This is a genomic window from Kitasatospora sp. NPDC096128 (assembly GCF_040303105.1).
Lineage (GTDB): Bacteria > Actinomycetota > Actinomycetes > Streptomycetales > Streptomycetaceae > Kitasatospora.
In genome coordinates this window covers 1-22,909 of sequence record NZ_JBEOSP010000001.1, presented here as the reverse complement: position 1 = coordinate 22,909, position 22,909 = coordinate 1, and the positions used below count along the sequence as shown (strand labels likewise).

The window sequence follows — 22,909 nt, the reverse complement described above, 5'->3', positions numbered from 1 at the left end:
CGGGCGGCCATCCGTCCTCCTACCGCCCCGGGGGCGGACTCTCGCCGCCCTGCTCCCACTGTGCCACTGGACCGGAAAGGGTGAAAAGCGGGACAGGTGTCAGCCGTCGGCGCGAGCGGGCAGGTGTTCCTCCGGGGCGGCCAGGAGCTCGCCCGGACCGGTTCGCAGATCCTCTTCGGATTCCTGCTCGGCGTGGCCTTCATGCCGTGCTTCCCCCGGCTCGACGGGTTCGACCGGGGCTCTACGTGGCCACCGTCGTCGCCGGCGGCGAGGCACTGTGGCGTGGTGCCTTCCTGTTGGATGGGCGAACGCCGGGACGATGGGCCCGATCAAGGTTCCATGACCGGCGAAGCACGACATCAGATTCATGCTTTGGTTGACATGCCTCACGAACAAGCGAACAGTGGAGGTGGGCCAGCAGCCCCCGCAGCGTATTCGTGCAGCCGACCCTCGTCTGGAGATGGTGTACGTGGACCCGATCAGCAGGGAAGGACTGGGGCGGCTCAGGTCCGAGTTGGCTGAACGGATCGGAGCGCCGTGCGGGGCCGGCGAGGGCGCGGGCCGGGTCGAGCCGTTGAGACGACAGGTGCGTCATGCCGTGACCGGCCTGGACGCGTACCTCACCGCGGTCGAGGCGGGCAGTTCCACGGCCCCCGGCTTGCGCGAGCGCGCCCTCGAACTGTGGGCCGACCTGGAACGCATCGCCTTTTTCCCGCCCCCCGAGATCGACCGGGCCGTGACCGCCCCGGCGTCCGCGGAGATCCACCACCTGGCCTGAGGAGGGCCGCTGTGCCGCCCTGTCTGAAAGCGGAGACCGTTCGGGTCGGGGACGCCCTGGTGTGCGTCTTCGCCGGGGACCTGATCCTCGACAGCGAGCCGGTCGCCGCCCAGGCCCTCGCCTCCGCCCTCGACCGGCACCCGGCCCTGCTCGCGGTCGACCTGGCCGACGTGGACCTCTTCACGTCCACCGGCCTCAACCTGCTCCTCACCTCACGCCGACAGGCGGCGGCCGACGGTACCGCGTTCGCGCTCGTCAACCCCTCGCGACGGACGGTGCGGGTCCTCGAACTCACCGGGACCGTCGGTCTGTTCGACGTCTACGCCGCCGTGGAGGACGCCCTGCGCGGACGGTGAGCACCGCCCCACGACGACGACCGGCACATCGAGGTGCACGAACCGTTTCCCGCACCGGAGGCCTCGGCCTCGATCGGCAGGTGTGGACGGCTGCGGTCCGGGCACCCGCCCGGCATGATCCTGATTCGACCACCGGGGGTCTACTCACCCCAGGGGGATACGGAGCTCCTGGCCCACTGCGTCCGCCGGGAGGAGCTCGACGGGTCCAGCCGGGTGCTCGACCTGTGCACCGGCACCGGTGTGGTGGCCCTCGTGGCCGCGCGCAGCGGGGCGCTGGTCACGGCCGTGGACCTGTCCGCCCGCGCGGTCGCCGCCGCCTGGTGCAACACCCGTCTTCACCGCGGGCGGGTCCGGCTCCGCCGCGGCGACCTGCTGGGCCCGGTCGCCGGTGAGCGGTTCGACCTGGTGACGGCCAACCCGCCGTACGTCCCCACCACTTCGGGCCGGGCGCCGTCCCGCCGCGGAGCGGCCCTGGCCTGGGACGCCGGACCGGACGGACGGCTGCTCCTGGACCGGATCTGCCGGACCGTCCCACGGGCCCTCGCCGTGCGCGGCGTCCTCCTGGTCGTCCAGTCCGCTCTCGCGGACGTCCCGGCAACGCTCGCGCAGCTGCGCGCGGCGGGACTGTCCTCGTCGGTGGTGGCGCGGCGGCGCCAGCCCTTCGGGCCGGTGATGACCCAGCGGGCGGCTCTGTTCGAACGACTGGGGCTGATCGGGCCGGGTCAGCGCGACGAGGAGCTGGTGGTGGTGCGCGGTGTCCGCGAACCGTGACCGCGACGCCACCCGGATCACGGTCGTGCCGGGTGGCCCCCTGCTGGTCGAGGGCCCGGTCGAGGTGATCCTCCCGGGTGGTGACCGACGGTTGTGCGAGCGCCCGGTGGTGGCGTTGTGCGCATGCAGACGAAGCAGGGTCTACCCGTTCTGCGACACCAGCCACCGCCGGCGCGACCGGGCCGGCCGGGCATCGCGCCGCAGCGACGGCGAAGGGTGAGCCGGCGGAACGAGCCGTTGGGGCAAGGCCGTTCCGCCCGCACGATCCGGGTCCTCGGCGGCCGCATACCCCGACGGATGGCGGGCAGACGCCGCACTGATCGTTTCGGCTCGAGGAGGTGCGGTCCATGACCAGGATCACGGTGGTCAAGCGGCCGGCGCCGCGTCCGCGGCCCCCACTCGATCTGCGCACCCCGTCGGGGCGCCCCATGCCGTACTGACGGCCGGGAGAGCCTCGGTACCGGTCCGGCCGCACCCTGCCCGGGGACAAGCCGGGGCTACTGCGGGGGCGAGTCGACGGCGGTCGGCGCCGCGTCCTGGGGTCCGTCGGCGGGACGGTGGACGAGGGCGTTCAGGAGTTCCGCGACGGTGGGGCCGGCGTCCGCAGGATGGCGCAGCTGCTTCGCGATGGTGACGCTGTAGTGGTTGGTGCGGCCACGGCGCTCGTGGCTGAGGTACCCGGCCTGTTCGAGGTCGGTGATGATCCGCTGGACCGCCCGCTCGGTCAGCAGACAGCGGTCCGCTATGTCACGGACCCGGATGCCGGGGTCACGCGCGATCTGCACCAGGACGCGGGCGTGATTGGTCAGAAACGTCCACTGCCGACCGGCTTCCGCTCCGTAGTCCATGCCTCCACGATAGGACTCCCGTTTCACGACCGCCGACACACGACGGCCGGTTCGTACGACGGGAGGTGCGCGGAACGCCTCGCGGCCCCGTGCCCCCGGCCGGCTCCCGACCGGTGAAGTCCCGTGCATGGTTCCGGGCACCGAGGGCACACGCCGTATCCGAACGAAGCAACAACCGGTAGGAGGCGGTTCCCATGGTCGCACTCGTGCTCGTCCTTTTGCTGATTCTCATCCTCGGAGGTGCGGGCTTCGCCGTGCACGTCCTCTGGTGGGTGGCCCTGGCCGTTCTGGTCCTGTGGGCGCTGGGCTTCGTCGCCAACGCGGGCGGCCGGGGAGGGGGTCGGCGCTGGTACCGCTGGTGACCCCGGGACGGTGGGAACCGGCGCGTCCGGTGCGCGCCGGTTCATCCCGGTTCACCCGGGTACACGCCGGGCGACGAGCCCACGAGAGGAGGGGTCACCATGCCCCGAGGTTCCAGCCCCAAGCGCGAGCGCCAGTACGAGCACATCAAGGAGAGCGCGCTCGACCGCGGGGAGAGCGAGAAGCGGGCCGAGGAGATCGCGGCCCGGACGGTCAACAAGGAGCGCGCCCGGCACGGCGAGTCGAAGACCGCCAGCCGCAGCTCGACCCACGACATGTCCTCCGGCCGGCGCGGGGGGCTGCGCTCCCACCAGGGGGCCCAGGGCCCGACCTACGATCAGCTCTACAACGAGGCCAGGCACCGCAACATCAAGGGCCGTTCGAAGATGAACAAGCGCGAACTGGCGCACGCCCTCGGCCGCTGAGCGTGCCGTGACCCGCGAGGACCGCCATGACGATTCCGATACCGCCGAATCCGGACACCGGACCGCTGCCGCACCCCGACCCCGGGCCCCGGCCCGGCGAAGATCCCGATCCCCCGCCCCCTCCCGTCCCTCCGTTCCCCGGGCCCGACGGCCCCGGACCGACTCCGCCCCCGCCGCCGGAACCGCCCAGCGGCCGGTGGCGGCCGGGCAGGCCGGGAGGGACCTCAGAACGGCTCGTGCCCACGAACGCCCAGCGGTGAGGGAACCTCCAACCAGACCTGCTTCCCGCCGTCCTCCGGGGTGCTCCCCCAGGCCCCGGCCAGCCTCTCGACGACCCGCAGGCCGTGCCCGCCCGGCCGCCCCGGCCCAGCCGGACGCAGCGCCGGCACCACCGGGCTGGCGTCGGTGACCTCTACCCGCAACCGCAGCCCGTCCCAGCGCAACCGCAGCTCACGCGGACCGCCCGGAGCATGCAGACAGGCGTTGGTCACCAACTCCGACACCATCAGCAGAACGTCCTCGGCCGCCACCCGCTGCTCCTCGCCGGCTGCGGGCAGCCAACGCCACGACCGCAGCGCGTCCTGGCTGAAGTCCCGGCCGAGGCCGGCCGCGCCTTCGCTGCCGACGAACGCCATCCGCACGGTCTGTTCACGACCCGGTGCGGGTTCCGGCCTGGGGCGATCCTGCACGGCCGCTCACCCCTGATCCTGCGTAGGGGTGGCATCGTGCCGCTCCCCAGGTCCCGGTGCCTTCAAGGCCGTCGTCACGTCCGGGTGGACGCGCAGCACGCTGTCAGCGCCCGTCACGGCGAGCAACCGCGCCACCGCAGGTCGCGGTGCGGCGAGTTCCAGGGCCGACCCTGCCGCCTCGCCGTCGATCCGCGCGCGCAGCAACGCGTTGAGCCCGCTGGAGTCGCAGAACCTCAGGCCGTCGAGGTCCACGACGATCCGGTCGATCCCGTCGTCCGGACGGCGGACGAGCGCGGCGCGCAGCTCGCCCACCGTGTCGTGGTCCAGTTCTCCGGCCAGGGCGAGGATCCTCACGGTCCCCTTCCGCTCCACCCTCACCTGGAGTCCGCCGAGGCCCTGTTCCGCGACGGAGTCCTCGGCTGGCCCTGTCATGTCGCACTCCCTGACCGTTGTGGACGGCGGTCTGCCGTTCCCGCCATCATGCCGGGCGTCAGGGTCGCCCGCGCGGACAGCCGAAGGGAGGGGTCCGGGTACAGCCGACCCTGCTCGAATTCCATATCCGGCGTCTGCCCGTCCCCTTCGCAGCTACACCCGCGTCGGTCGGGCCACCAGGAGCCCGACCGGTGACGAGTGGGCGGCCAGGTGTGAGATCCGTGGCTCGGGGCAGACGCGGACCGGCGGAACCCGCCGCCGACGACGTGAGGAGCAGCGCCCATGGGCAACGAGGAGAAGGTGCGCAACGCGGCGAACAAGGTCGAGGGCAAGGCCAAGGAGACCGTCGGCAAGGCCACGGGCGACCGGGGCCTGGAGGCCGAGGGCCGCGCCAAGCAGGCGAAGAGCGACCTGAAGCAGGCCGCCGAGAAGGTCAAGGACGCCGTGAAGGACTGAGCCGGGGACGCCCCCCGCAGCCGAGCAGGACGGCACGGCCGGGGCTCTTCCGGCCCCGGCCACCGACCCCCAGGAGGTGAACGCGCATGACCCGGCCCGAGGAGCACGTCCCGAAGGACCCGCCGGTTCCGGTGGAGACGCCGGAGTCCCGGATGACCGGAGAGGGCGGACCTCCGCGCCCGCCCGAGGACGAGGAGGGACCCGAGCACGGCCCGGAGTCCGGTGTGCCGCAGCCCGCCCGCAACGGGGACCCTGGACAGGGCATGGAGCCCGTCCACGGTCCGGAGCCGCACGAACCGCCTGACTGAGAGGCCCCTGGCCGATCATCGGAGCCGCCGATCATCGGAGCTTTCGACTCCGGCGTGCGGCGAACGGGCGGTCCGCCGCCTGTCCGCGGCGCGGCTCCCGGTCGGCGAAGGTGCGGCGCGCCCGGCGGATCCGGGGACGCTGCTCGGGTGGCTCCGCCCGTTCGCCGACGAACTCCCCCAGGACGCCACGCCGTTCGGCCGTCGCCGACCGGGAGAGCGCCGGTACGGCCTCGGTATGGCGGTTCAGCCCGGGAAGCGTCCGCCGCGCCCTCGACGCGGGCCGCACCTCCGACGCCCTCACGGCCGACCTGGCTGCCGTCGCCGTCGAACCGCTCCCCCAACCGCTCTCCCACCTGATCCACGGCACCGCGCGCGGCACCGACCAGAAACCCGCGAGAACTCGATCTTGGCCTGCCGAGTGCCTGACGCTGTCGGGGATCTTGGCGATGACGGTCGGCCATGGCCTCGACATCTCGGTCTCCAAGATCCCCGACCTCGTCACCCGCGATCAGCTCTGCGTCTCCTCGCGGCGTCCAATAGCGGCCGCATCGGGTACGACGAGCAGCTTGCCGGTGGTCCGCCGAGCCTCCAGATCGCTGTGGGCCCGGGCGGCCTCGGACAATGCGTAGCGGCCCGTCACGGTGACCTCAAGCGCCTTGGAGCGCACCCACTCGAACACATCGGCGGCCCGTCGGAGCAGTTCGGACCGATCGGCGATGAAGTCCCCGAGGCTGGGCCGGATCAGGGTCAGCGAACCGCCCTGGGCGAGCCGAATCGGGTCAAACGGCGGCACGGCACCACTTGCCGCGCCGAAGAGCACGAGATGGCCGCGGGATCGCAGGCTGGCGAGGCTCGCATCGAAGGTGTGCGCGCCGACGCCGTCGAAGACAACCGGCAGTCCCTGATCGCCGTTGAGCCGCCTCACCTCGGCTGCGAGATCATCGACTGCGGAAGAAAGGATCACCTCGGCGGCCCCGGCACGCTTCGCCAGCTCGGCCTTCGCCGTGGTCGACGTCGTGCCGATCACCCTGCCGCCGAGATGGGTGACGAGCTGGGTCAGAAGCAGCCCCATGCCACCGGCAGCCGCATGGACGAGCACCGTGTCGCCCTCCTGAACCGGGTAGGCGTCCTTGACGAGATAGTGCGCGGTCATGCCCTGGAGGAGCACGGCGGCGGCTGTCTCGAAGCCGATGTCGTCGGGCAGCGGCACCAGCCGGGAGGAGTCCACGACAGCCTGCTCGGCATAGGTGCCGAGAATCTCCACCCAACCGACCCGGTCCCCGACTGCGACGTCAGCGACGCCGGGTCCGACTTCGACGACCGTGCCGGCGCCCTCGGCGCCCGGGGTGAAGGGCAGCGGGAGGCTGTACCGGCCCTCGCGGTGGTAGACGTCGAGGAAGTTGACCCCGGACGCGGCGACCTCCACGCGCGCCTCGCCCGGACCCGGCCGCGGCCGGTCCACCTCGGCCTCCCGCAGCACCTCGGGACCGCCCACTTCGTACACCTGAATTGCTCGCATGACCCCTCCAGTAACGGCTCGTCCCCCACCAACCCCGTTGACGGCGATCCGATTCCCGGCAAGCGGACCAGCCCGCCGCCGCGAACCGGGACTTTGCTGCTGTGCACCCGGGCCTGGGACAGGAGACCGAGGCCGGGTGCCGTGGTGAGGTGGAGCCGTGGTGCCGTGGGGCCGACAGGCGGACGTCGGCCCCACGGCACAGCTGTGTCAGGCCCAGTAGCCCGCGACCTGGAGCGGCCGCTTGCCGTTGTGCGTGCCGAGGTGGGCGTAGTACGCCCACCTGCTGTCCTGGCGGCTGGTCACGGTGTACCAGTGGCCGTCGCACGGCACGTTGTCGACCCTGGCGACGTTGATGCCGACGCCGGCCTTGCGGATCTCGACCTTGTACGTGCCACCCCCGGAGCACCACACGTCGAACCGGACGGTCGTCCCACCCGGCCCGAGGGCGACGTTCTTGGTGGACCAGCCGGTGGTCGGGGTGTGCTTGTCGAACCACTGGTAGTGCCACGAGGCGGCCGAGGCCGGGCTGGTGCTCAACGCGAGCCCCAGCACCGCCGTACCGCCGACGACCATCGCCGCGAGCTTCCCCTTCATGGTGATCCCTCCCGTTGCCACCGTCGGTCGCGGTGGATGGCAAGAGCGTGGCAGGGCGTCCCCCGCCCCATCGTCAACTCCAGGGTTGATTGCGGGGGTAAACCTCTGCGGTAGCCGAGGACGTCGGACGTTGCGGACGGCGAGGAGGAGGTCGACCGCAGGGTTGACGACAGCGGCCGCGACCGTCCGTACGCTGCCGGGATGCGGTCGATCGCGCGAAGGCTCCGGGTGGACCCGGTGCAGGCGGACACGGCGCTCGCCCTGGTGCTCGCGGTGGTGACCGTCGTCTACGGGCTGCAGTCGTACCAGGCCCGCTACCGGGCGGAGGGCTGGCGGCCGTTCGACCTGACAGCGGTCTGCCTGAGCCTCCTGGTCGCGCTGCCGCTGGCGCTGCGCAGGCGCCACCCCTGGCCGGTACTGACGCTGTCCCTGACCGGCCTGCTGGTCTACACCGCTGCCGGGTTCCAGCCGTCGGTGAACCTGTGGCCGCCGTTGCTCGCGGGCTACACCGTGATCGCGCGCCGACCGCCGCGCCAGGCGGTCGCGGCCGCGGTGGTGACCTGCGGGGCCTGGACGGCCAGCGGACTCCAGGCGCGCCTGTCGGTAGAACTGTCGGTGGCGCAGTCCGTCATCGCGATCGGCATCGTGGGCATCTTCGCGACGGGCACCCGGCGCCTGGCCGAGCGCAACACGCAACTGGCCGAGGCGACGGACCGGCTGCGGCGCGAGCAGGAGCTGCGGGCCCGGCACGCGGTGGTGGAGGAACGGGTCCGGATCGCCCGCGAGCTGCACGACATGATCGCCCATCACCTGTCGGCACTGGCCGTGCAGGCGGGGGTGGCCGAGTACGTCTTCACCAGCGACCCGCAGGCGGCCCGGGAAGCGCTGACCGCGATCGGAGCGACCAGCCGCGAGGCCCTGGAGGAGATGCGCGGGCTCCTCCAGGTCCTGCGCATCTCCGGCGACGCACCGCGCGAGCAGGAGGAGCTCTACCATCCGGCGCCCGGACTGGCCGAGCTCGACGGGCTCGTGGAGCGCACCCGGGCGGCCGGTGTGCCGGTCCGGGTCGTCGTGTCGGGCCCCGCGCGGATGCTCGCCCCCGGGGTCGACCTGTGCGCGTTCCGGGTCGTCCAGGAGGCCCTCACCAATGTGATCAAGCACGCCGGCCGACCCGCCACCGCGACCGTCCGCCTCCAGTGGCAGCCGGACCGCCTCGAAGCCCGGATCGTCGACGACGGGCCCGGAGACGGCGACGCGGTATCCGGCAGCGGGCTCGGTTTGATCGGGATTCATGAACGCGTCAGACTCTACGGCGGGTCCGTGCACGCCGGCCCGCGCCCTGACGGCGGTTTCGAGGTCGCGTTCACGCTGCCGGTCACCGCAACCGACCCGTGAGGACGACGAGCGGGCCCGGACGCGGGGGACGGCAGGGCCGGCCGAGGCATGGGGGACGAGGGGGCTGCAACGGTGACATCGGTACTGATCGTGGACGACCAGGTGCTCATCCGAGCGGGAATCGCCGCCCTGGTCCGTGCCACCGACGGCCTGGAGGTGGCCGGCGAGGCCGCGACCGGCGAGGAGGCCGTCGACCTGGCCGCCCGCCGCACGCCCGACGTCGTCCTGATGGACATCCGCCTGCCCGGCATGAGCGGCATCGCCGCCCTGGAACGGATCCTCGCCGCCGCGGCGCCGAAGCCCAAGGTCGTCATGCTGACCGTCTACGACCTCGACCAGTACGTCTACGCCGCACTGCGCGCCGGAGCCAGCGGGTTCCTGCTCAAGGACACCCCGCCGGAACGGCTGCTCACCGCGGTCAAACAGATCGCGGAGGGCGAGATGCTGTTCGCCCCGACCGTCACCCGGCGCCTGGTGGAGAGCTTCGCGCGCCAGGGCGAGCCGGTCGGCGGGCAGCCCGGCACACTGGAGGGGCTGACCGCGCGCGAGCGGGACGTGCTGCACCTCGTCGGCCGGGGCCTGACCAACGACCAGATCGCGGAACGCCTGGTGGTGAGCATCGCCACGGTCAAGACCCATGTGAACCGGATGATGGCGAAGCTCGCGCTCACCAGCCGGGCCCAGGCCGTGGTCGTCGCCTACGAGAGCGGCCTGGTGACCGTCGGAGACGCCCCCCACCCCGCTCCGGGCTCGCCGGGGCTCGACCCGGCGTGACCGGCGTGACCGGCGTGACCGGCCTGACCGGCCTGACCCCAACTGCCGGAGACCGGAGCCGCGTTCCTGCACCGCCGTGAACCGCACCGGAAGTTCACCGAAAATCAGCGGTTCTGACCCTGCGTCACCCGGTGTGCGGCCAGACTGGTGGTGGGCAGGGACAATGGGATGGGGAACCGGTCGGGCCGGACGTGTGGGAGACCCGCCGGGAACTGGTCCCGGGGGCGGTGTGTTCGCGTTCCCGGCCGAGCACCGGGACGGGGCATCCCCAGCGGGGATACCCCTCCCACCAGCAGGTTTTCCACGAGACTTCCACTGCCGGTACCCCGACTCGTGTGAGCGGAGGTGTTCATGGTGTCGATCGGCGAGCACCACGGTCGACTCGGCGACGCCCACCTGCGGCGCCTGATCGTGGGCCAGGGGCTGGCGGCCGTGACGGACGCGCTGTTCATCGTCTGGCTCACGCTCTTCGTGCTCGACCGGTCCGCACCCGGCCTCGCCACCGGGTTCGTCCTGGTGGCCGTGGCACTGCCACGTGCGGTGCTGCTGCCGCCCGCCGGAGTGCTGGTCGACCGCCTCGGCCCCGACCGGGTCGTGGCCGGCGCCGCCTGGCTCAGGGTCGCCGTCCTGCTCGCCCTCGGTGCCCTGGTCACCTTCGCCTCGCCGTCACTGACCGCGGTCGCGCTGCTCGGCGGCCTGCTGGGCGCCGCCGACGCCGCGTACTTCCCGGCGGCCCTGGCACTGCTGCCCGCCGTGGTGCCGGCCGAGAAGCTCGCCCGGGTCAACGGGCTGGTGCAGGGCGCGGAGTCGGGGGGCGACCTGATCGGCCCGGCGGTGGCCGCCGGGTGCATCGCCGCGGTCGGCTTCGCCACGACGCTCGGGGCGATCACGGTGCTGGCCGCCCTGGCCGCCGCCGCCTTCAGCACGCTGATCCGCCTGGCCCGACGGGCCGGGAGAGCGCAGCCCGCCACCGACCCGGACGCCGCCGACGGCGAGCGGCCCGGCAGCCTACGCGCCCTCGCCACCGGCCTGGGGTACGCCTGGCACGAGCCGCTGGTGCGGGGGATGCTGGCGGCCATCGCCCTGATCAACCTCGCGGTCGTGGGCCCCGTGCTGGTGGGCGGCGCCGTGCTCGCCGAGCAACGCCTCGGCGGCGCCGGCGACTTGGGCATCGTGCTCTCCGGCTTCGGCGCCGGCTCCCTGGCCGGCTCCCTGGCGGCCGGCTGGCGACCGCCCGCCCGGCGCGGCCGGACCGTGGTCGGCGGCGTCGCCGCGATCGGCGCGGGCATGGCCGGACTCGCCGCCGTCACCCACGTCCTGGCCGCGACGGCGGTCGTCTCCCTCATCGGCCTCGGCTCCGGGTTCCTCGGCGTAGTCGTCGTGGCCACCCTCCAGGAACGGGTGCCCGAGCACCTGCTGGGCCGGGTCCTCAGCCTCGTCGTCCTGGCCACGGTGGCCTTCGACCCGTTCTCCTACGTCCTGGCCGGCGCCCTGCTCCCGTACGGCACGACGACGCTCTTCCTGCTCTCCGGCAGCGCCGTCCTGACCTGCGCCGCCCTGGTCGCCACCAGCCCTCCGGTCCGCTCGCTGCGCTGACCGCCGAGGGCACGGAGGACGCCGACCGCCGTACGGACGGCCGAGGCGGCCGAGGCGGCCGAGGCGGCCGAGGCGGCCGAAAACCGTACGACAGCGGAGGCGGCGGACCGGTTGAATGGCGGGCATGTCCAGTGCACCGCAGAGTCCGGCCGAAGCCGTCGACCACCTCCTCGCCGAGCTCGATCAGCTCGCCCACCCGGTCCGGATGCGGCGGCTCGCCGCCTGGGCCAAGGAGCTGTGCCACCGCGGCGGATCCGAGCAACTCAGGACGCTGCTGGCCGAGTTGGACACGCGCGGCGCCTACGGCCGGGGGCTGGCCGGGGTCGCCGCCACGATCGCCGAGGACGCCGCCTTCGTCGCCGCACGGCTCACCGATCCCGACCCGGCCGTCAGCCGCCAGGCCCTGAAGGCCGCGCTCCACCTGCCGGTCCCGGACGAGGCGCTGGCCGACGCACTGGCCGACGCGCCCGCCGTGCTGCGCCACCGGCTCACCACCCTGATCGTGGCCCGCGGCCGCACCGAGCTGGCGGAGCGACTGCTGGACTCCTTCCGGCAGTCCTGGGGGGACGCGGCGGCCGCCAGGCTGCTGCCGGGCTGCGGGCCCGAGACCGTGGCCAAGCTCCTGCCCGAGCTGTTCCTGGCCTTCGCGAACTGGCACAACCTGGCCCGCCGCCACCCCGACCTGCTGCTGGACGAAGTGGACCGACAGCTCGCCGAGTTGCCCGAGTCGGCCCGCACCGCCTGGTGGTACCGCAACGCGGACACCCTGACAGCCGCAGCCGGGCACCGACCGGAGCGGGTACTGGACCTGCTGGAACGCCACTGCCCCATCCGCCTGCCGCGGCCGGTGCAGCAGTGCCTGGGACCGCTGCTGACCGCCGCGCCCGGCCGGACCATCCGGCTGATCACCGTGCCCGAACGGGCCGCCACCGCGTCGATCTCCCGCAGCGCGCTGACCCGGGCCACCCGGCTCGACCTGCCCGAGCTGGCAGACCTGGGCCGGGCCTGGAGCACCGCCCCGCTGTCGCTCGCCCGGCTGCTGCGCGCCCTGCCGCCGTCCCGGCGCGAGGCGTTCTACGACCAGGCCACCGCCGGCCGGGACCAGGGCCACCACGAGCTGTCCGAGGCCGTGCTCGACGCGCTGCCCCGCCGTCGGGCGCAGGCCGAGGCCCGGCGGATGGCCGAGCAGGCCGCCGAGCGCGGCGCCGCGTGGTCCGTCGTGCTGGCCCACGTCGCCCACCTGCCGGTGGCCGAGGCCCGGCCGCGGCTGCTCGCGGCCACCCGCCGGCCCGCCGCGGAGGACCGGGCGCTGGCCTACCCGTTGCTGGTGCGCAACGCGGCCCGCTCGGGCGACGCGGCGGCGGTCGAGGAGCTGGTCGACGAGCTTGCGCGGCTGCGCAACGAGCAGGACCCGGTCCGCTCCGCCGCCCTGGTCGCGCTGGCCGCCGTCCCGCCCGCGCTCTTCACCGGCGCGGCGGCCGAGGCCCTCGGCCGGGTCGTCACCGACGCCGTCGAGGCCCGGGACACCTCCTGGCGCACCCGCCAGGCACTCACCGGGCTCGCCCTCGGGGTGCTGCGGGAGCACGCGGCCGGCGGCGAACAGGCCCTGCTCGGCTGGGCCCTGGCCACCCTGCGGCAGCTCTCCGGGGCGCTCGGCAGCATTCCGCTGAGCCGGCTGGACAGCACTCTGCGGCGCGGCCAGGAGGTCCAGGTCTTCGAGGCCCTGCGGCCGTGGCTGGAGGCCGGCGCGGACAAGGTCGACCACACGCTGACCTTCGCCCTGGCCGGGGCGCTGGGCCGACGCGCCCACCGCCTGACCGGATTGCAGGAACTCCTCTGGGAGGCCATCCAGTTCGGCGACAACGCGACCGTCCGGCGGGCCGTCGACCACTGGCTCGCCGACTCCGCGACCCGGGGCGAGCGGGTGGCCAGGGTCCTGGCACTGGAGCCCTCGGCGGCCGTGCTGCCGCCGGTGCTCGCCGTACTGGCCCGCCGACGCACCGACCTGCTGGACACCGTGCTCGCCGCCACCCCGCCGTACGGGCGCTTCCTGGCGGCGGGCTCGCGCTGGCTGCCGCCGGTCGACGGGATCGAGTGCTGGGTGCCCCGCCAGCGCGCGGCCGCCGCGCGCCTGCTGGCCGCGGCGGCGGACGACGCCTCGCTGCCCGTGCACACCCGGGCCGGACACCTGCGCACCCTGGTGGCGATCCCCGAACTCGGCTTCGCCACCGTCCGCCGGTACGCCGAGTCCCCGGACACCGTGCTCATCGAGGCCGCGCTCGGGGCCCTGGTCTGGACGGACCGGCCCGCCGAGGCACTGCCGCTGCTGCTGGCCCACGCCGGCGACGACCGGGCCCGAGTGGCCCTGTACGCGGCCGGGCGGGCGGCCGGCTTCGTCGCGCCCTCGCGGCTGGCGCCGGTGCTGCGGGCGACGTTGCTGCCCGAGCCGGCCGGCAACGACGGGGTGGCCGCCGGGGGCGGGACGAAGGTCACCAGCCGCAAGGAACTGGTCCGCCTGGTCGCCCGCCTGCTGCCGGTGGACACCGCGCTCGCGCTCCTCACCGAGGTGCACGACCTGCCCGAACAGCACCGCGACGTACGGGCGGCCGCCGTGGCCGCCGCCGTCGGCCTGCTCCCCGCACCGGCGGCCTGGCGGATGCTCGACGGCGCCGCGGCGGGCCCGCCCGTCGCCCGGTCCGCGGTGCTGCGCACCCGCCCGCTGGAGCTGCCCGCCGCCGACCGCCCCCGCTACGCCGCCCTGGTGAGCCGGGTGGCGAGCGGTGACGACCCGGAGACCGCCCGGACCGCGCTCGACCTGCTGGCCTCCTGGGCGCCCTGGTACCCCGAAGCGGAGGACGTCCTGCTGACGCGCACCGTCGACCTCGCCGACCGCTCCTCCTGGCGGGCCTCGGCGAGCGGCCTCGCAGTGCTGGCCGCCGGCGGCACGGGCCGCCGACTGCCCGAGGCGCTGACCCGGCTGCTGGCGAGCGAACACGAGGCCGGGGAAGAGCTGGACGCGGCGGCCGAACGCGACCGGCCGGCCCGGCAGCGGATCGACTTCCTGGTGGCCCGACTCAGCGCGGGCGTCGGTGACCGCCCCACCGCGGCCGCCGTGGCGTCGGCCCGCAAGGCCGCCGAACTCCTCACCACCGCAACCGATTTCGCTCCCCTGGCCCTCCAACTGCGCGCCGCGGCCCTGGACTTCGACGCGCCGTACGACAGCCTGCTCGCCGAGCTCGACGCGCTGGCCGCGCTGCACGCCGACCGCCCGGTACCGGCCACCCGCACGGGCGAGACCCTGCGCAACCGGCTCAACGCCACCCGCCGCCCCGGCGACCCGGCGGTCCTGCACCGCGTGGTCGAACAGCTCACGGCCCGGAACACCTGCGTCCAGGGCCTGTTCGCGGTCGCCCTCACCCACGCCCTGGGCCCCCGCACCAACTGGCAGCCGCACTGGCGCACCGCCCTCCGCACCCTCCGCCGCCACCCCGACCCGGACGTCCGCGACGCGGCGCTGGCAGTACGGACGGCCCCGGAGTAACACCACGGCTGTCCGCGCGCCGCAGCACGCGCGGACAGCCGCACCCGGGAGCTGCCGCCGCAGTGGGGCCCTCCCGGCGGCAATGGGATCGCGGGTCCCGCCGGCCGTCAGCGCCGGTCGGTGCTCAGGCCGTCCAGGGTGAGGTCGAGGAGGCGTTCGGCCTGCTCCCGCTGCTCCGGCCTTCCCGAGGTGAGGGCGATGCCGGTGAGGGCGGCGAACATGTCGGCGGCGCCGATGTCGGAGCGGATGGTGCCGGCTTCGACGCCGGCGGCCAGCAGCGAGGTCAGGGCGGCCATCATCATCTCGTGGCTCCGGGCGTAGGGGTTGACGCCGGTTTCGACGAGGGCGCGCAGGGCGTCGGCCATGCCGAGCTTGGCGGTCGCGTAGTCGATGAAGCGGCCCGTCCAGGCGCGCAGGGCCTCGCGCGGGGGCAGCTCGGCCAGCAGACCGGGGGCCGCGTCGCACAGCCGGATCAGCTCGTTGCGGTAGGCGGCCTCGATGAGGACCTCCCGGGTGGGGAAGTTTCGGTAGAGCGTGCCGGAGCCGACGCCGGCTTCCTTGGCGATGCGCTCCATGTGCGCTTCCAGTCCCTCTTCGGCGAAGACGCGCACCGCGGCCGAGAGGATCCTGTCCCGATTGCGCTGTGCGTCGGCCCGCAGCGGGCGCCCTGTCTCGTCGGCCATCCGATGCCTCCTGTCGTCCCGGGCTTGCTAACCGGAGGCGCCTCCACTTAGCATGGCTGAAATGGAGGCGCCTCCGTTTTCACTCTAGGGCATGCGGCCCGCATCGGCCGCACACGGGCGCACTCCTGCCTCCGACCCGCACAGTCCCGCCGTAGCGCTGCCACGGCCGCCACTCCCATGAGCAACGGGTGGGCCACCACCCCGGCCCCGGCACGCCCTGGACTTCCGCCTCCGCACAACCCCCGCCGCGAAGGCCGCACACGGCCATCCAGTCATTCAGAGGAGAAGAAGATGAGTCTCTCGCTCACAGAGAAGGTCGCCGTCATCACCGGCGGCGCGTCCGGGGTCGGCCTGGGCATCGCCCAGGAGTTCGTCGCCAACGGCGCCCGCGTGGTCATCACCGACCTGGACCAGGAGGCGCTCGACGAGGCGGTCGCGGCGATCGGGCCGAACTGCTCGGGGATCGTGGCCGACGTCACCAGACTCGCGGACATGGAGGCGGCCTACCGGCAGGTGATGGAGCGTCACGGGCGACTCGACACGGTCGTGGCCAACGCCGGGATCGGCGCGCACGCCCCGCTCGGCGCCATCACCGAGGAGCAGTTCGACCGGACCTTCAACGTCAATGCCAAGGGCGTCCTCTTCACCGTTCAGCCCGCTCTCGCACTGCTGCCGCCCGGCGGCGCCGTCGTCATCATCGGCTCCACGGCGTCCATCCAGCCGCCGCGCGGGATGAGCCTGTACGGCGGCTCGAAGGCCGCGGTCCGCAACTTCATCCGGGCCTGGATCCAGGACGTCAAGGGCTCGGGCGTCCGGATGAACATCCTCAGCCCCGGTGCGGTCGACACCGACTCCCTGCGCAGCGCACTGGCGATGGCCCAGGGAGCCGATCAGGTCGACGCCGCCGTCCAGACCATGGGAGAGGGCAACCCGACCGGACGGATCGCCGACCCGCGCGAGATGGGGAGGATCGCGGTCTTCCTCTCCAGCGAAGCCTCCAGCTTCATCACCGGCGTCGAACTCTTCGCGGACGGCGGCATGGCACAGGTGTGAGCCACCCGGCCCAGCGGTCCGGCCCGGCCACCTCTCCCGCTGGCCACCGCCCGCTGCCGGCCCGACTCGCCTTCTACGCCCGCATCGTGCCGGCGGGGCTCTCCCTGACGGCGGGTCCGTTCCAGTTCGTCCGGGCGATCCGCCGCCGCAGCCTCGGCCTGCACCGTGACCACCGAGCATGCCTGCACGGCGACCGTCCCGGCGGTCGCCGTGCAGGCATTGCGGCACATCCACGCGGGGCCGAACGGCGCCCGCCCGTACGGTCAGGCGGACACGTGGTACCAGTAGCCGCCGGTGCGCAGGCCGACGTAGTGGACGTCGGTGCCGGTCTCCTTGGCCTCGTACATCATGTCCGCCCCGGTGGCCGGGTCGGTGCCGGCGTAGAGCACGACGTGCACGGTGTTGTGGGCGTCCGTGCCGAAGTACTCGACGTCACCGGGGCGGCGCTGGGCCTCGGTGATCGGGGTCAGGTGCTTGTCCAGGGTCTGCTCGGTGGTGTCGCCGCCGTTGGCGAGGTCGATGCCGGCGCCGAACCAGAAGGCCGCGCGGACCAGGCCCGAGCAGTCCACGCCGACGGTGGTGTCGGCCGGGCAGGGCTGGATCGAACCGGTGTAGCCGTCACAGGTGCCGAGCGACGGGCCGGGGCCCTCGCCGCGCAGCGAGTGGCCGCCGCCCCAGACGTACGGGACGCCCAGGTAGGACTTCGCCGCGTTCAGGACCTTGGCGGAGTTGATCGGGCCGCTGGGCAGCGGGGTGGGGGTGCTGGTGTAGAGGGCGTTCTTGACGGCCGCGCCGACGATCCCGTCGATGGCCAGGGCGTGCGAGGCCTGGAAGTTGCGCACCGCCGTGTCGGTGGCCGGGCCGAACTGCCCGTCCACGGTGAGGCGGCCCGCGTTGAAGGTGTTCAGCATCGTCTGCAGCGTGCTGGCGCACGCGCCGCTGGCACCCTTCTGCAGGTCACCGCACTGGGTGCGCAGGTCGACGGTGCCGGTGCCGGTGCCGGAGGAGCCGGCCGCCGCCGCGTCGAGCTTCGCCTTGGTGGCCGGGCCGACGATGCCGTCCGCGGTCAGGGAGTGCGAGGACTGGAAGGTGCGCACGGCCGTGTCGGTGCCCGACCCGAACTGCCCGTCCACGGTGAGGTGCGCACCGGTCAGGTTGAGCTCCAGCTGGAGCTGGGTGACACAGCCGTCGGCCTCACCCATCCGCAGGTTGGCCGGACAGGCCGGGGAGGTGATCGGTATCGGCGCCGGCGCGGTCGTGGCGGGTGCCGCCGAGGCGGCGTACGCACCGACACCCGTCAGCACGGACGCCAGGGCAAGGCCCAGCGACCACCGGCGCCGGGTGGGGAGGAGGGTGTTCACAGGGGTTCTCCAAATCCATGATGATTTGTCAGAACTCTGCCTCACCCGGCCCCCGTCCGGGAGGTTCCTACCGTCCCATCCACCGGGTGGACGCGTCTCACGGCCGACCCACCCGGTGGGACGGGCCGCCGCCCGGGTGCGGGACCGCCGTGCCTCCCGCCGCTGAGCTGGCCCGACGGGTGGCGGAGCGCGGAGGCCGCGGGCGTCGGCCGCCCGCCCGTCCGTGGCGTCCCGGCGCGCATCCCGGGAAGCCGTCCCGCAGGTCGTTCGGCAGGTCGTTCGGCGGGGTCGGACCCGGCACGTGCCGGCTCCCCCCGCTCAGGTTCCGTCCGGTCGATCATGTGCGGAGCCGGATGACGAGGGCTGCCGCGGAGGCGCGACGCCGTGCCCCGCCCGGTCACAGCATCAGGTGCGCCGCTGTGGTCAGCAGGTAGGCCACACCGAAGACAACCGCCGTGCGGCGCAGGCCCGTTGCCCGCAGCAGGACGGCCGCGCTGCCGAACCAGAGCAGGTCCAGCACCGCCCGGGCCGCCCCGTGCAGCGGCAGCTCCGCACCCGGCGCGCCGAACAGCGCCCAGACCGCGACGTACCCGGCCGGCACCGCTGGAACACGAAGGCGGCGCCGGTACCCCCGCACCGGCGCCGCCCGACGCACAGCCGCAGGCGCCTGCGCGCCACTGGGAATCCGGTGAGGTGCCACGCCGAGGTGCGGTGAAGAACGGGTGCCGATCGCTGCGGGCGGCAGTCGGATTTCGAGGTCGGAACCGTGGACAGTGCTTTCGCCGTCTCGGAGCCTGCGGCGACGAGAGCGGGGGATTGATGACTTCGGACCATGCTGGTGAGACGAAGACTGGGCTGGTTGAGGGCATCGGGCTCGGTTGCCTGCCCGTCGTCGTGGGGCTGGCCGCTGGACTGGCCGCCCTGTACACGGTCCACGTCCAGATCCCGGACACCCTGTGCCCCCCGCCCGGACCCGGAGAGTACGATCCCGGACCCGATCCGGACTTCATCACCCCGCTGTTCACCAGCATCTTCTACCTGGTGGTCTACAGCGGCGTGTTCGTGGGCGGCTTCTGGCTGCCGCGGTTCTTCCTCCGGCAGCGCCGCTGGGCCCCGATCGTCGCCGGAAGCCTGCTCGCGCCGGTCCTCCTCCTGGGAGCCTCCACCGCAGACCTGCTGCTCAGTGTCGCCCCAGCGCACGGGCTGCGGCTCCACGTCGCACTGACGGACGGCATCCGGTTCTCCGGGCCTTGCCCGCCCAGCCCTCACTGGTAGGGCTCAACTCGCCTTAAGGCGAACCGATGACCGCCCCTTTTGACTGACGGACCAGTTGAGCGCGTTCATGTGTACGCGGCTGAACACTTTCATCGGTGCGCCGACAACGTCCTGGCCGTCGCGGGCGGGGTCTGGACGGCGGGCGGGACAGCGGGCGGGCAGAGCGGTGCCTCGGCGATCTGCTGGTCGATGCGGGTGTCCCCTCAGGCGCAGTCGCCCGCGGCCTCCCCCGACCGCCCGCAAGCCCCGTACCACGGGCCGCACCGCGGGCCGCCCCATACCGGCACCGATTTGTGACGTGGCCCTGCCTATTTCGTTCGCGTCCCGGTGTGGTGGGATGTGCCCGAAGGGTGACGAGCGCAGGTGGGGGTGCGTGGTGCGGAGCGGACGGTTGCTGGGGCTGGACGGGGACGCGGCGAATCTGGTCGCGGTGGGGCTGGTCCGGCTGGGGGCCGAGGAGTGGCTCGGGGCGCCGGGCGAGGCGCCCGCCTGGGTGGGCGGGCTGCGCGCGGCCTCCTTCGCGGACGCCTGGCTGTCCTTCGGCGACACACCGGCGCCCGGGCTGCGGGTGCCGGCCGCGGCCGTGGTGCCCGTCCTCGTGGAGCAGGCGGCCGAGCTGCTGCTGCGCTCCGGCGGGGGCGACGGGCCGACGGCCCTGGGGTGGCTCGGGCAGCGCTCGGCTGAGGCCCGGGAGCAGGCCCACCGGGAGGACGTGACCCACCCGGCCGAACCCTGCGCCCTCACCCTGGTGTGGCACGGGGTCCAGGCGCTGACCGCCGAGGACGGGCCGACCCACCGCCTCCGCGTCGAGGAGCGCGCCGAGGCCTACGTACGGGAGCGGCACCGCCGCCAGGACACCCTGGCGCTGATGCTGTGCTGCGCCCGGATCGCCGCCGCCGCCCTGGTGGAGCTCAGCGAGGGCGACCCGGCACGGGTGGACGGATGGCTGGAACAGGACGCCGCCCGCGCCATGCCCCGCCTCGGCCCGGCCCCCCTCTGGGTCCCGGGCCGGCCCTGAGGGCCGGTCCGGGGGTGGGGTGGGGGACGGGATCAGCGCGGGCCGGGGTCGCTGGTGCCGGGGCGGCCGTTCTCCAGGTGGCCGGCCCAGCGGCGGCGGAAGGCCGGACCGTCCGCAGCCGTGACGGTGATGTCGTACCAGCGGTTCCCCTCGGGAAGGTCGAAGGTGAACCGGGCGTCGTCGCCGGGGCGCAGGGTGCGGCCCTGCTTGGCGCCCTTGGCGTACGCGTTCTCGGCGGTGACCGTGCGGGCCGTCTCCCCGTGGTTGGACACCGTCACCCGCACCTTGTGCCGCGCGGGCTCGAAGCGGGCGACCAGGCCGCCCACCGTCTTGCCCTCGAACTCCTGCACCGAGCCGTTCGGCCCGTGGGCGACGAGGTGGTAGCCGCCGTCGACCAGCGGCCAGTGGTCCTCGAAGCTGTCGCCGGCCGAGACGGTGTAGCGGCGCGGGGCCGCCGTCGGCGCCGTCCGGTCGTAGACGTAGAGCCAGCCACCGGCCGAGCCCTGGTTGTTCAGGTTGAGCTGGAACACCGTCGCGTCGTCGGTCTCGTCCTCGTTGACCCGCAGGTCGTACGGGAGGGCGCGGGCCGGGCGGGTGCCGGGCTCCTGGGTGGGCATCCGCTGTGGCAGCGGCACCTGGTAGGGCTTGCCCTGGGAGGCGATCGGCGCGGGCACCGGTATCGAGACCCGCTGCGGGTCGGCGCCGGAGAAGTCCAACGCCGAGGTGAGGTCGCCACAGACGGACCGGCGCCAGGCACTGATGTTGGGCTCCTCGATGCCGAACCGGGCCTCCAGGAACCGCAGCACGGAGGTGTGGTCGAAGGTCTCCGAGCAGACCCAACCACCGCGCGACCAGGGGGAGATGACCAGCAGCGGCACGCGCGGGCCGAGGCCGATCGGCTGCAGCCCGCCGCGGTCGGCGCCGGGCACCAGCGGGCTCATCTCGCCCGGGTACTTGGCGAGGTCGAGCAGTTCGTCGCCGAGGCTCGCCTCGAGGTCGGTGGAGACCATGCCCTGGCCGCCCGGCCGGCTGACGACCGGCGGCATCGGCGGCACGACGTGGTCGAACAGGCCGTCGTTCTCGTCGTAGTTGATCAGGAAGACGGTCCGGCCCCAGACCTCGGGGTTGGAAGTGAGCGCGTCCAGCACGAGGTTGATGTAGTACGCGCCGTCGGTGGGAGTGGCGGAGGGGTGCTCGCTGTACAGGTACGGCGGGACGATCCAGGAGACCTGGGGCAGGCGGCCCTGCTGGACGTCGGCCCGGAACTCCTTGAGCGTGTGGTCCGTCGCCCCCTTGTCGACGAGCGGCCCGGAGGCGCCCTCGGCGACCTGGAACCGCTCGAAGAACATCAGCGAGTTGTCGGTGTAGTTGTCCGTCGGAGTGCCCGGCTCACCGGAACCGCCCTGGTACAGCTTCCAGCTCACCCCGGCCTTCTCCAGCCGCTCGGGGTACGTCGTCCAGGTGTAGCCGTTGGTGCCGTTGCGCTCCCACAGGCCGGGGCCGTTCGGCTTACGACCGTACGCGTTGCGCGGGTCGCTGGTGCCGGTCCAGAGATAGATGCGGTTGGGCGCGGTGTCGGCGTGGACGGAGCAGAAGTACGAGTCGCAGACGGTGAACGCGTCGGCGAGGGCGAAGTGGTACTGCAGGTCCTGGCGCTTGAGGTGGCCCATCGTCATGACGTCCTGCTTCTGGTTCACCCACTGGTCGTGGCGCCCTTCGTTCCAGGCGAGGTGACCGCTGCTCCACCCGTGGTCCGTCCCGGCCTGGTGCTCCGTGGTGTTCCTGGGGTCGATGTACCAGGGCAGCACCTCCTTCTCGGAGGCCGGCAGACCGCGGTCGTGGTAGCGGCCGGTCTTCACCGCGGCGGCGGGCTGGTGCCAGTTCGGTCGGCCGTCGGGCAGTGCCGTGGGGCGCGGGTCGTCGAACCCGCGCACCCCGCGGAGGGTGCCGAAGTAGTGGTCGAAGGAACGGTTCTCCTGCATCAGGATGACGACGTGCTCGACGTCCTGGATCGAACGGCTCCGGCTGATCGCGGGCAGTGCCAGAGCCTTGCCGACCGCGGGCGGCAACGCCCCGAGGCCGGCGCCGGCGGCGGAGGCGCCGCTCAGCTGGAGGAATCGCCGCCTGTCGATGGAGGCCACGTGATGTCCTTCCCAGTCGTGCATGCAATGGGTCTTCCGAGAAGGCTCGAACATAGGCATCGCAGACGGGCCGTACACAGTCCTCCGACGAACGCCGCATGAGCTTTCGGCCAACTGTTGTCCAGTCAACTTCCCGCCGGGGCGGCCTACTGCAGCACCCGTGACGGGCCGGCCCCACTCCAGCCCGCCGGAAACGCGAAAAGCCCCCGCCCGGTTCACCCGGCGGGGGCTTTTCTGAATGATTGTTCGGCGGCGTCCTACTCTCCCACAGGGTCCCCCCTGCAGTACCATCGGCGCTGTGAGGCTTAGCTTCCGGGTTCGGAATGTAACCGGGCGTTTCCCTCACGCTATGACCACCGAAACACTATGAAACTGTCAACCGCACCAACCCATGTCGGGGTCGGGGTCGTTGTTTCAGAACAACACAGTGGACGCGAGCAACTGAGGACAAGCCCTCGGCCTATTAGTACCGGTCAACTCCACCCCTCACAGGGCTTCCATATCCGGCCTATCAACCCAGTCGTCTACTGGGAGCC

General features: G+C 73.2%; 25 protein-coding genes, 2 rRNA genes and 1 pseudogene. 17 read left to right on the top strand and 11 right to left on the bottom strand.

Translation table 11 applies throughout. The features are described from left to right. The first annotated feature begins 96 nt into the window (after nt 1-96). From ABTY61_RS00140 to ABTY61_RS00120, 5 genes are all read left to right on the top strand, one after another. Nucleotides 97-522, top strand: coding sequence for a DUF6328 family protein (locus ABTY61_RS00140; protein WP_350502588.1), 426 nt, complete (start codon nt 97-99; stop codon nt 520-522). A 76-nt stretch (nt 523-598) separates the two neighbouring features. Beyond that, nucleotides 599-778, top strand: a complete 180-nt coding sequence (locus ABTY61_RS00135; RefSeq protein WP_350502587.1) for a hypothetical protein — start codon at nt 599-601, stop codon at nt 776-778. Between the two features lie 11 nt (nt 779-789). After that, nucleotides 790-1,134, top strand: coding sequence for an STAS domain-containing protein (locus ABTY61_RS00130; RefSeq protein WP_350502586.1), 345 nt, complete (start codon nt 790-792; stop codon nt 1,132-1,134). Nucleotides 1,135-1,248: 114 nt separating this feature from the next. Then, on the top strand, nt 1,249-1,905 hold the full coding sequence (locus ABTY61_RS00125; RefSeq protein WP_350502585.1) for a HemK2/MTQ2 family protein methyltransferase: 657 nt from the start codon (nt 1,249-1,251) through the stop codon (nt 1,903-1,905). Next, nucleotides 1,889-2,125 carry a CDGSH iron-sulfur domain-containing protein gene (locus tag ABTY61_RS00120; protein ID WP_350502584.1) on the top strand — a complete coding sequence of 79 codons (237 nt, stop codon included), beginning with the start codon at nt 1,889-1,891 and terminating at the stop codon, nt 2,123-2,125. Before ABTY61_RS00125 ends, ABTY61_RS00120 begins: the two co-directional genes overlap by 17 nt. Nucleotides 2,126-2,402: 277 nt before the next feature. Here ABTY61_RS00120 and ABTY61_RS00115 read toward each other — a convergent pair whose 3' ends face one another. Next, nucleotides 2,403-2,753, bottom strand: coding sequence for a helix-turn-helix transcriptional regulator (locus ABTY61_RS00115; RefSeq protein WP_350502583.1), 351 nt, complete (start codon nt 2,751-2,753; stop codon nt 2,403-2,405). Nucleotides 2,754-2,947: 194 nt separating this feature from the next. Here ABTY61_RS00115 and ABTY61_RS00110 point away from each other — a divergent pair, with 194 nt between their 5' ends. After that, the gene (locus ABTY61_RS00110) at nt 2,948-3,115 is read left to right on the top strand and encodes a hydrophobic protein (RefSeq protein ID WP_350502582.1); all 168 of its coding nucleotides are present in this window, start codon (nt 2,948-2,950) and stop codon (nt 3,113-3,115) included. A gap of 99 nt (nt 3,116-3,214) precedes the next feature. Further along, nucleotides 3,215-3,538 (top strand): plasmid stabilization protein, encoded by a 324-nt coding sequence (locus ABTY61_RS00105; RefSeq protein ID WP_350502581.1) that lies wholly within the window; start codon nt 3,215-3,217, stop codon nt 3,536-3,538. 224 nt (nt 3,539-3,762) lie between these two features. Here ABTY61_RS00105 and ABTY61_RS00100 read toward each other — a convergent pair whose 3' ends face one another. Together ABTY61_RS00100 and ABTY61_RS00095 are read right to left on the bottom strand one after the other, a co-directional pair. Continuing rightward, complete coding sequence (locus ABTY61_RS00100) at nt 3,763-4,173, bottom strand: ATP-binding protein (RefSeq protein ID WP_350502580.1); 411 nt, start codon at nt 4,171-4,173, stop codon at nt 3,763-3,765. A 60-nt stretch (nt 4,174-4,233) separates the two neighbouring features. Continuing rightward, a complete protein-coding gene (locus ABTY61_RS00095) occupies nt 4,234-4,659 on the bottom strand; it encodes an STAS domain-containing protein (protein ID WP_350502579.1) in 426 nt (141 codons plus the stop codon). Between the two features lie 282 nt (nt 4,660-4,941). On the opposite strand from ABTY61_RS00095, the gene ABTY61_RS00090 reads away from it, so the two are divergent. The 3 genes and pseudogenes from ABTY61_RS00090 to ABTY61_RS00080 form a co-directional block, all read left to right on the top strand. Continuing rightward, the gene (locus ABTY61_RS00090; RefSeq protein WP_350502578.1) at nt 4,942-5,115 is read left to right on the top strand and encodes a CsbD family protein; all 174 of its coding nucleotides are present in this window, start codon (nt 4,942-4,944) and stop codon (nt 5,113-5,115) included. 86 nt (nt 5,116-5,201) lie between these two features. Beyond that, entirely contained in the window at nt 5,202-5,423 is a 222-nt protein-coding gene (locus ABTY61_RS00085) for a hypothetical protein (RefSeq protein ID WP_350502577.1), read from the top strand. Between the two features lie 110 nt (nt 5,424-5,533). Further along, a pseudogene (locus ABTY61_RS00080) lies at nt 5,534-5,737 on the top strand (helicase-associated domain-containing protein); the annotation flags it as partial. Nucleotides 5,738-5,931: 194 nt separating this feature from the next. On the opposite strand, the gene ABTY61_RS00075 reads toward ABTY61_RS00080, so the two are convergent. Both ABTY61_RS00075 and ABTY61_RS00070 read right to left on the bottom strand, forming a co-directional pair. After that, nucleotides 5,932-6,942 carry a quinone oxidoreductase family protein gene (locus ABTY61_RS00075; protein WP_350502576.1) on the bottom strand — a complete coding sequence of 337 codons (1,011 nt, stop codon included), beginning with the start codon at nt 6,940-6,942 and terminating at the stop codon, nt 5,932-5,934. A 207-nt stretch (nt 6,943-7,149) separates the two neighbouring features. Continuing rightward, nucleotides 7,150-7,536, bottom strand: coding sequence for a hypothetical protein (locus tag ABTY61_RS00070; RefSeq protein WP_350502575.1), 387 nt, complete (start codon nt 7,534-7,536; stop codon nt 7,150-7,152). A 201-nt stretch (nt 7,537-7,737) separates the two neighbouring features. Here ABTY61_RS00070 and ABTY61_RS00065 point away from each other — a divergent pair, with 201 nt between their 5' ends. The 4 genes from ABTY61_RS00065 (at nt 7,738) to ABTY61_RS00050 (ending at nt 14,842) form a co-directional block, all read left to right on the top strand. Then, nucleotides 7,738-8,931 (top strand): sensor histidine kinase, encoded by a 1,194-nt coding sequence (locus ABTY61_RS00065; protein ID WP_350502574.1) that lies wholly within the window; start codon nt 7,738-7,740, stop codon nt 8,929-8,931. Nucleotides 8,932-8,979: 48 nt separating this feature from the next. Next, the gene (locus ABTY61_RS00060; RefSeq protein WP_350502573.1) at nt 8,980-9,705 is read left to right on the top strand and encodes a response regulator; all 726 of its coding nucleotides are present in this window, start codon (nt 8,980-8,982) and stop codon (nt 9,703-9,705) included. A gap of 351 nt (nt 9,706-10,056) precedes the next feature. Further along, a complete protein-coding gene (locus tag ABTY61_RS00055; protein WP_350502572.1) occupies nt 10,057-11,301 on the top strand; it encodes an MFS transporter in 1,245 nt (414 codons plus the stop codon). Between the two features lie 124 nt (nt 11,302-11,425). Beyond that, nucleotides 11,426-14,842, top strand: a complete 3,417-nt coding sequence (locus ABTY61_RS00050; RefSeq protein WP_350502571.1) for a hypothetical protein — start codon at nt 11,426-11,428, stop codon at nt 14,840-14,842. 107 nt (nt 14,843-14,949) lie between these two features. Here the strand turns inward: ABTY61_RS00050 and ABTY61_RS00045 are convergent, their stop codons facing one another. Then, entirely contained in the window at nt 14,950-15,525 is a 576-nt protein-coding gene (locus ABTY61_RS00045) for a TetR/AcrR family transcriptional regulator (protein WP_350502570.1), read from the bottom strand. A 291-nt stretch (nt 15,526-15,816) separates the two neighbouring features. Between ABTY61_RS00045 and ABTY61_RS00040 the strand changes: the two genes are divergently transcribed. After that, nucleotides 15,817-16,578 carry an SDR family NAD(P)-dependent oxidoreductase gene (locus ABTY61_RS00040; protein ID WP_350502569.1) on the top strand — a complete coding sequence of 254 codons (762 nt, stop codon included), beginning with the start codon at nt 15,817-15,819 and terminating at the stop codon, nt 16,576-16,578. A 263-nt stretch (nt 16,579-16,841) separates the two neighbouring features. Here ABTY61_RS00040 and ABTY61_RS00035 read toward each other — a convergent pair whose 3' ends face one another. Then, nucleotides 16,842-17,939: a peptidoglycan-binding protein gene (locus ABTY61_RS00035; RefSeq protein WP_350502568.1), complete on the bottom strand. Its 1,098-nt coding sequence runs from the start codon at nt 17,937-17,939 to the stop codon at nt 16,842-16,844. Nucleotides 17,940-18,336: 397 nt separating this feature from the next. Beyond that, on the bottom strand, nt 18,337-18,540 hold the full coding sequence (locus tag ABTY61_RS00030; protein WP_350502567.1) for a DUF2568 domain-containing protein: 204 nt from the start codon (nt 18,538-18,540) through the stop codon (nt 18,337-18,339). Between the two features lie 293 nt (nt 18,541-18,833). Between ABTY61_RS00030 and ABTY61_RS00025 the strand changes: the two genes are divergently transcribed. Together ABTY61_RS00025 and ABTY61_RS00020 are read left to right on the top strand one after the other, a co-directional pair. Then, nucleotides 18,834-19,214, top strand: coding sequence for a hypothetical protein (locus ABTY61_RS00025; RefSeq protein ID WP_350502566.1), 381 nt, complete (start codon nt 18,834-18,836; stop codon nt 19,212-19,214). Nucleotides 19,215-19,587: 373 nt separating this feature from the next. Then, complete coding sequence (locus tag ABTY61_RS00020) at nt 19,588-20,232, top strand: hypothetical protein (protein WP_350502565.1); 645 nt, start codon at nt 19,588-19,590, stop codon at nt 20,230-20,232. Nucleotides 20,233-20,264: 32 nt separating this feature from the next. Here the strand turns inward: ABTY61_RS00020 and ABTY61_RS00015 are convergent, their stop codons facing one another. The 3 genes from ABTY61_RS00015 to ABTY61_RS00005 form a co-directional block, all read right to left on the bottom strand. Next, nucleotides 20,265-22,373 (bottom strand): phosphocholine-specific phospholipase C, encoded by a 2,109-nt coding sequence (locus tag ABTY61_RS00015; protein WP_350502564.1) that lies wholly within the window; start codon nt 22,371-22,373, stop codon nt 20,265-20,267. A 244-nt stretch (nt 22,374-22,617) separates the two neighbouring features. Further along, nucleotides 22,618-22,734, bottom strand: a 5S ribosomal RNA gene (gene rrf / locus ABTY61_RS00010). Between the two features lie 82 nt (nt 22,735-22,816). Continuing rightward, nucleotides 22,817-22,909, bottom strand: a 23S ribosomal RNA gene (locus ABTY61_RS00005); the annotation flags it as partial.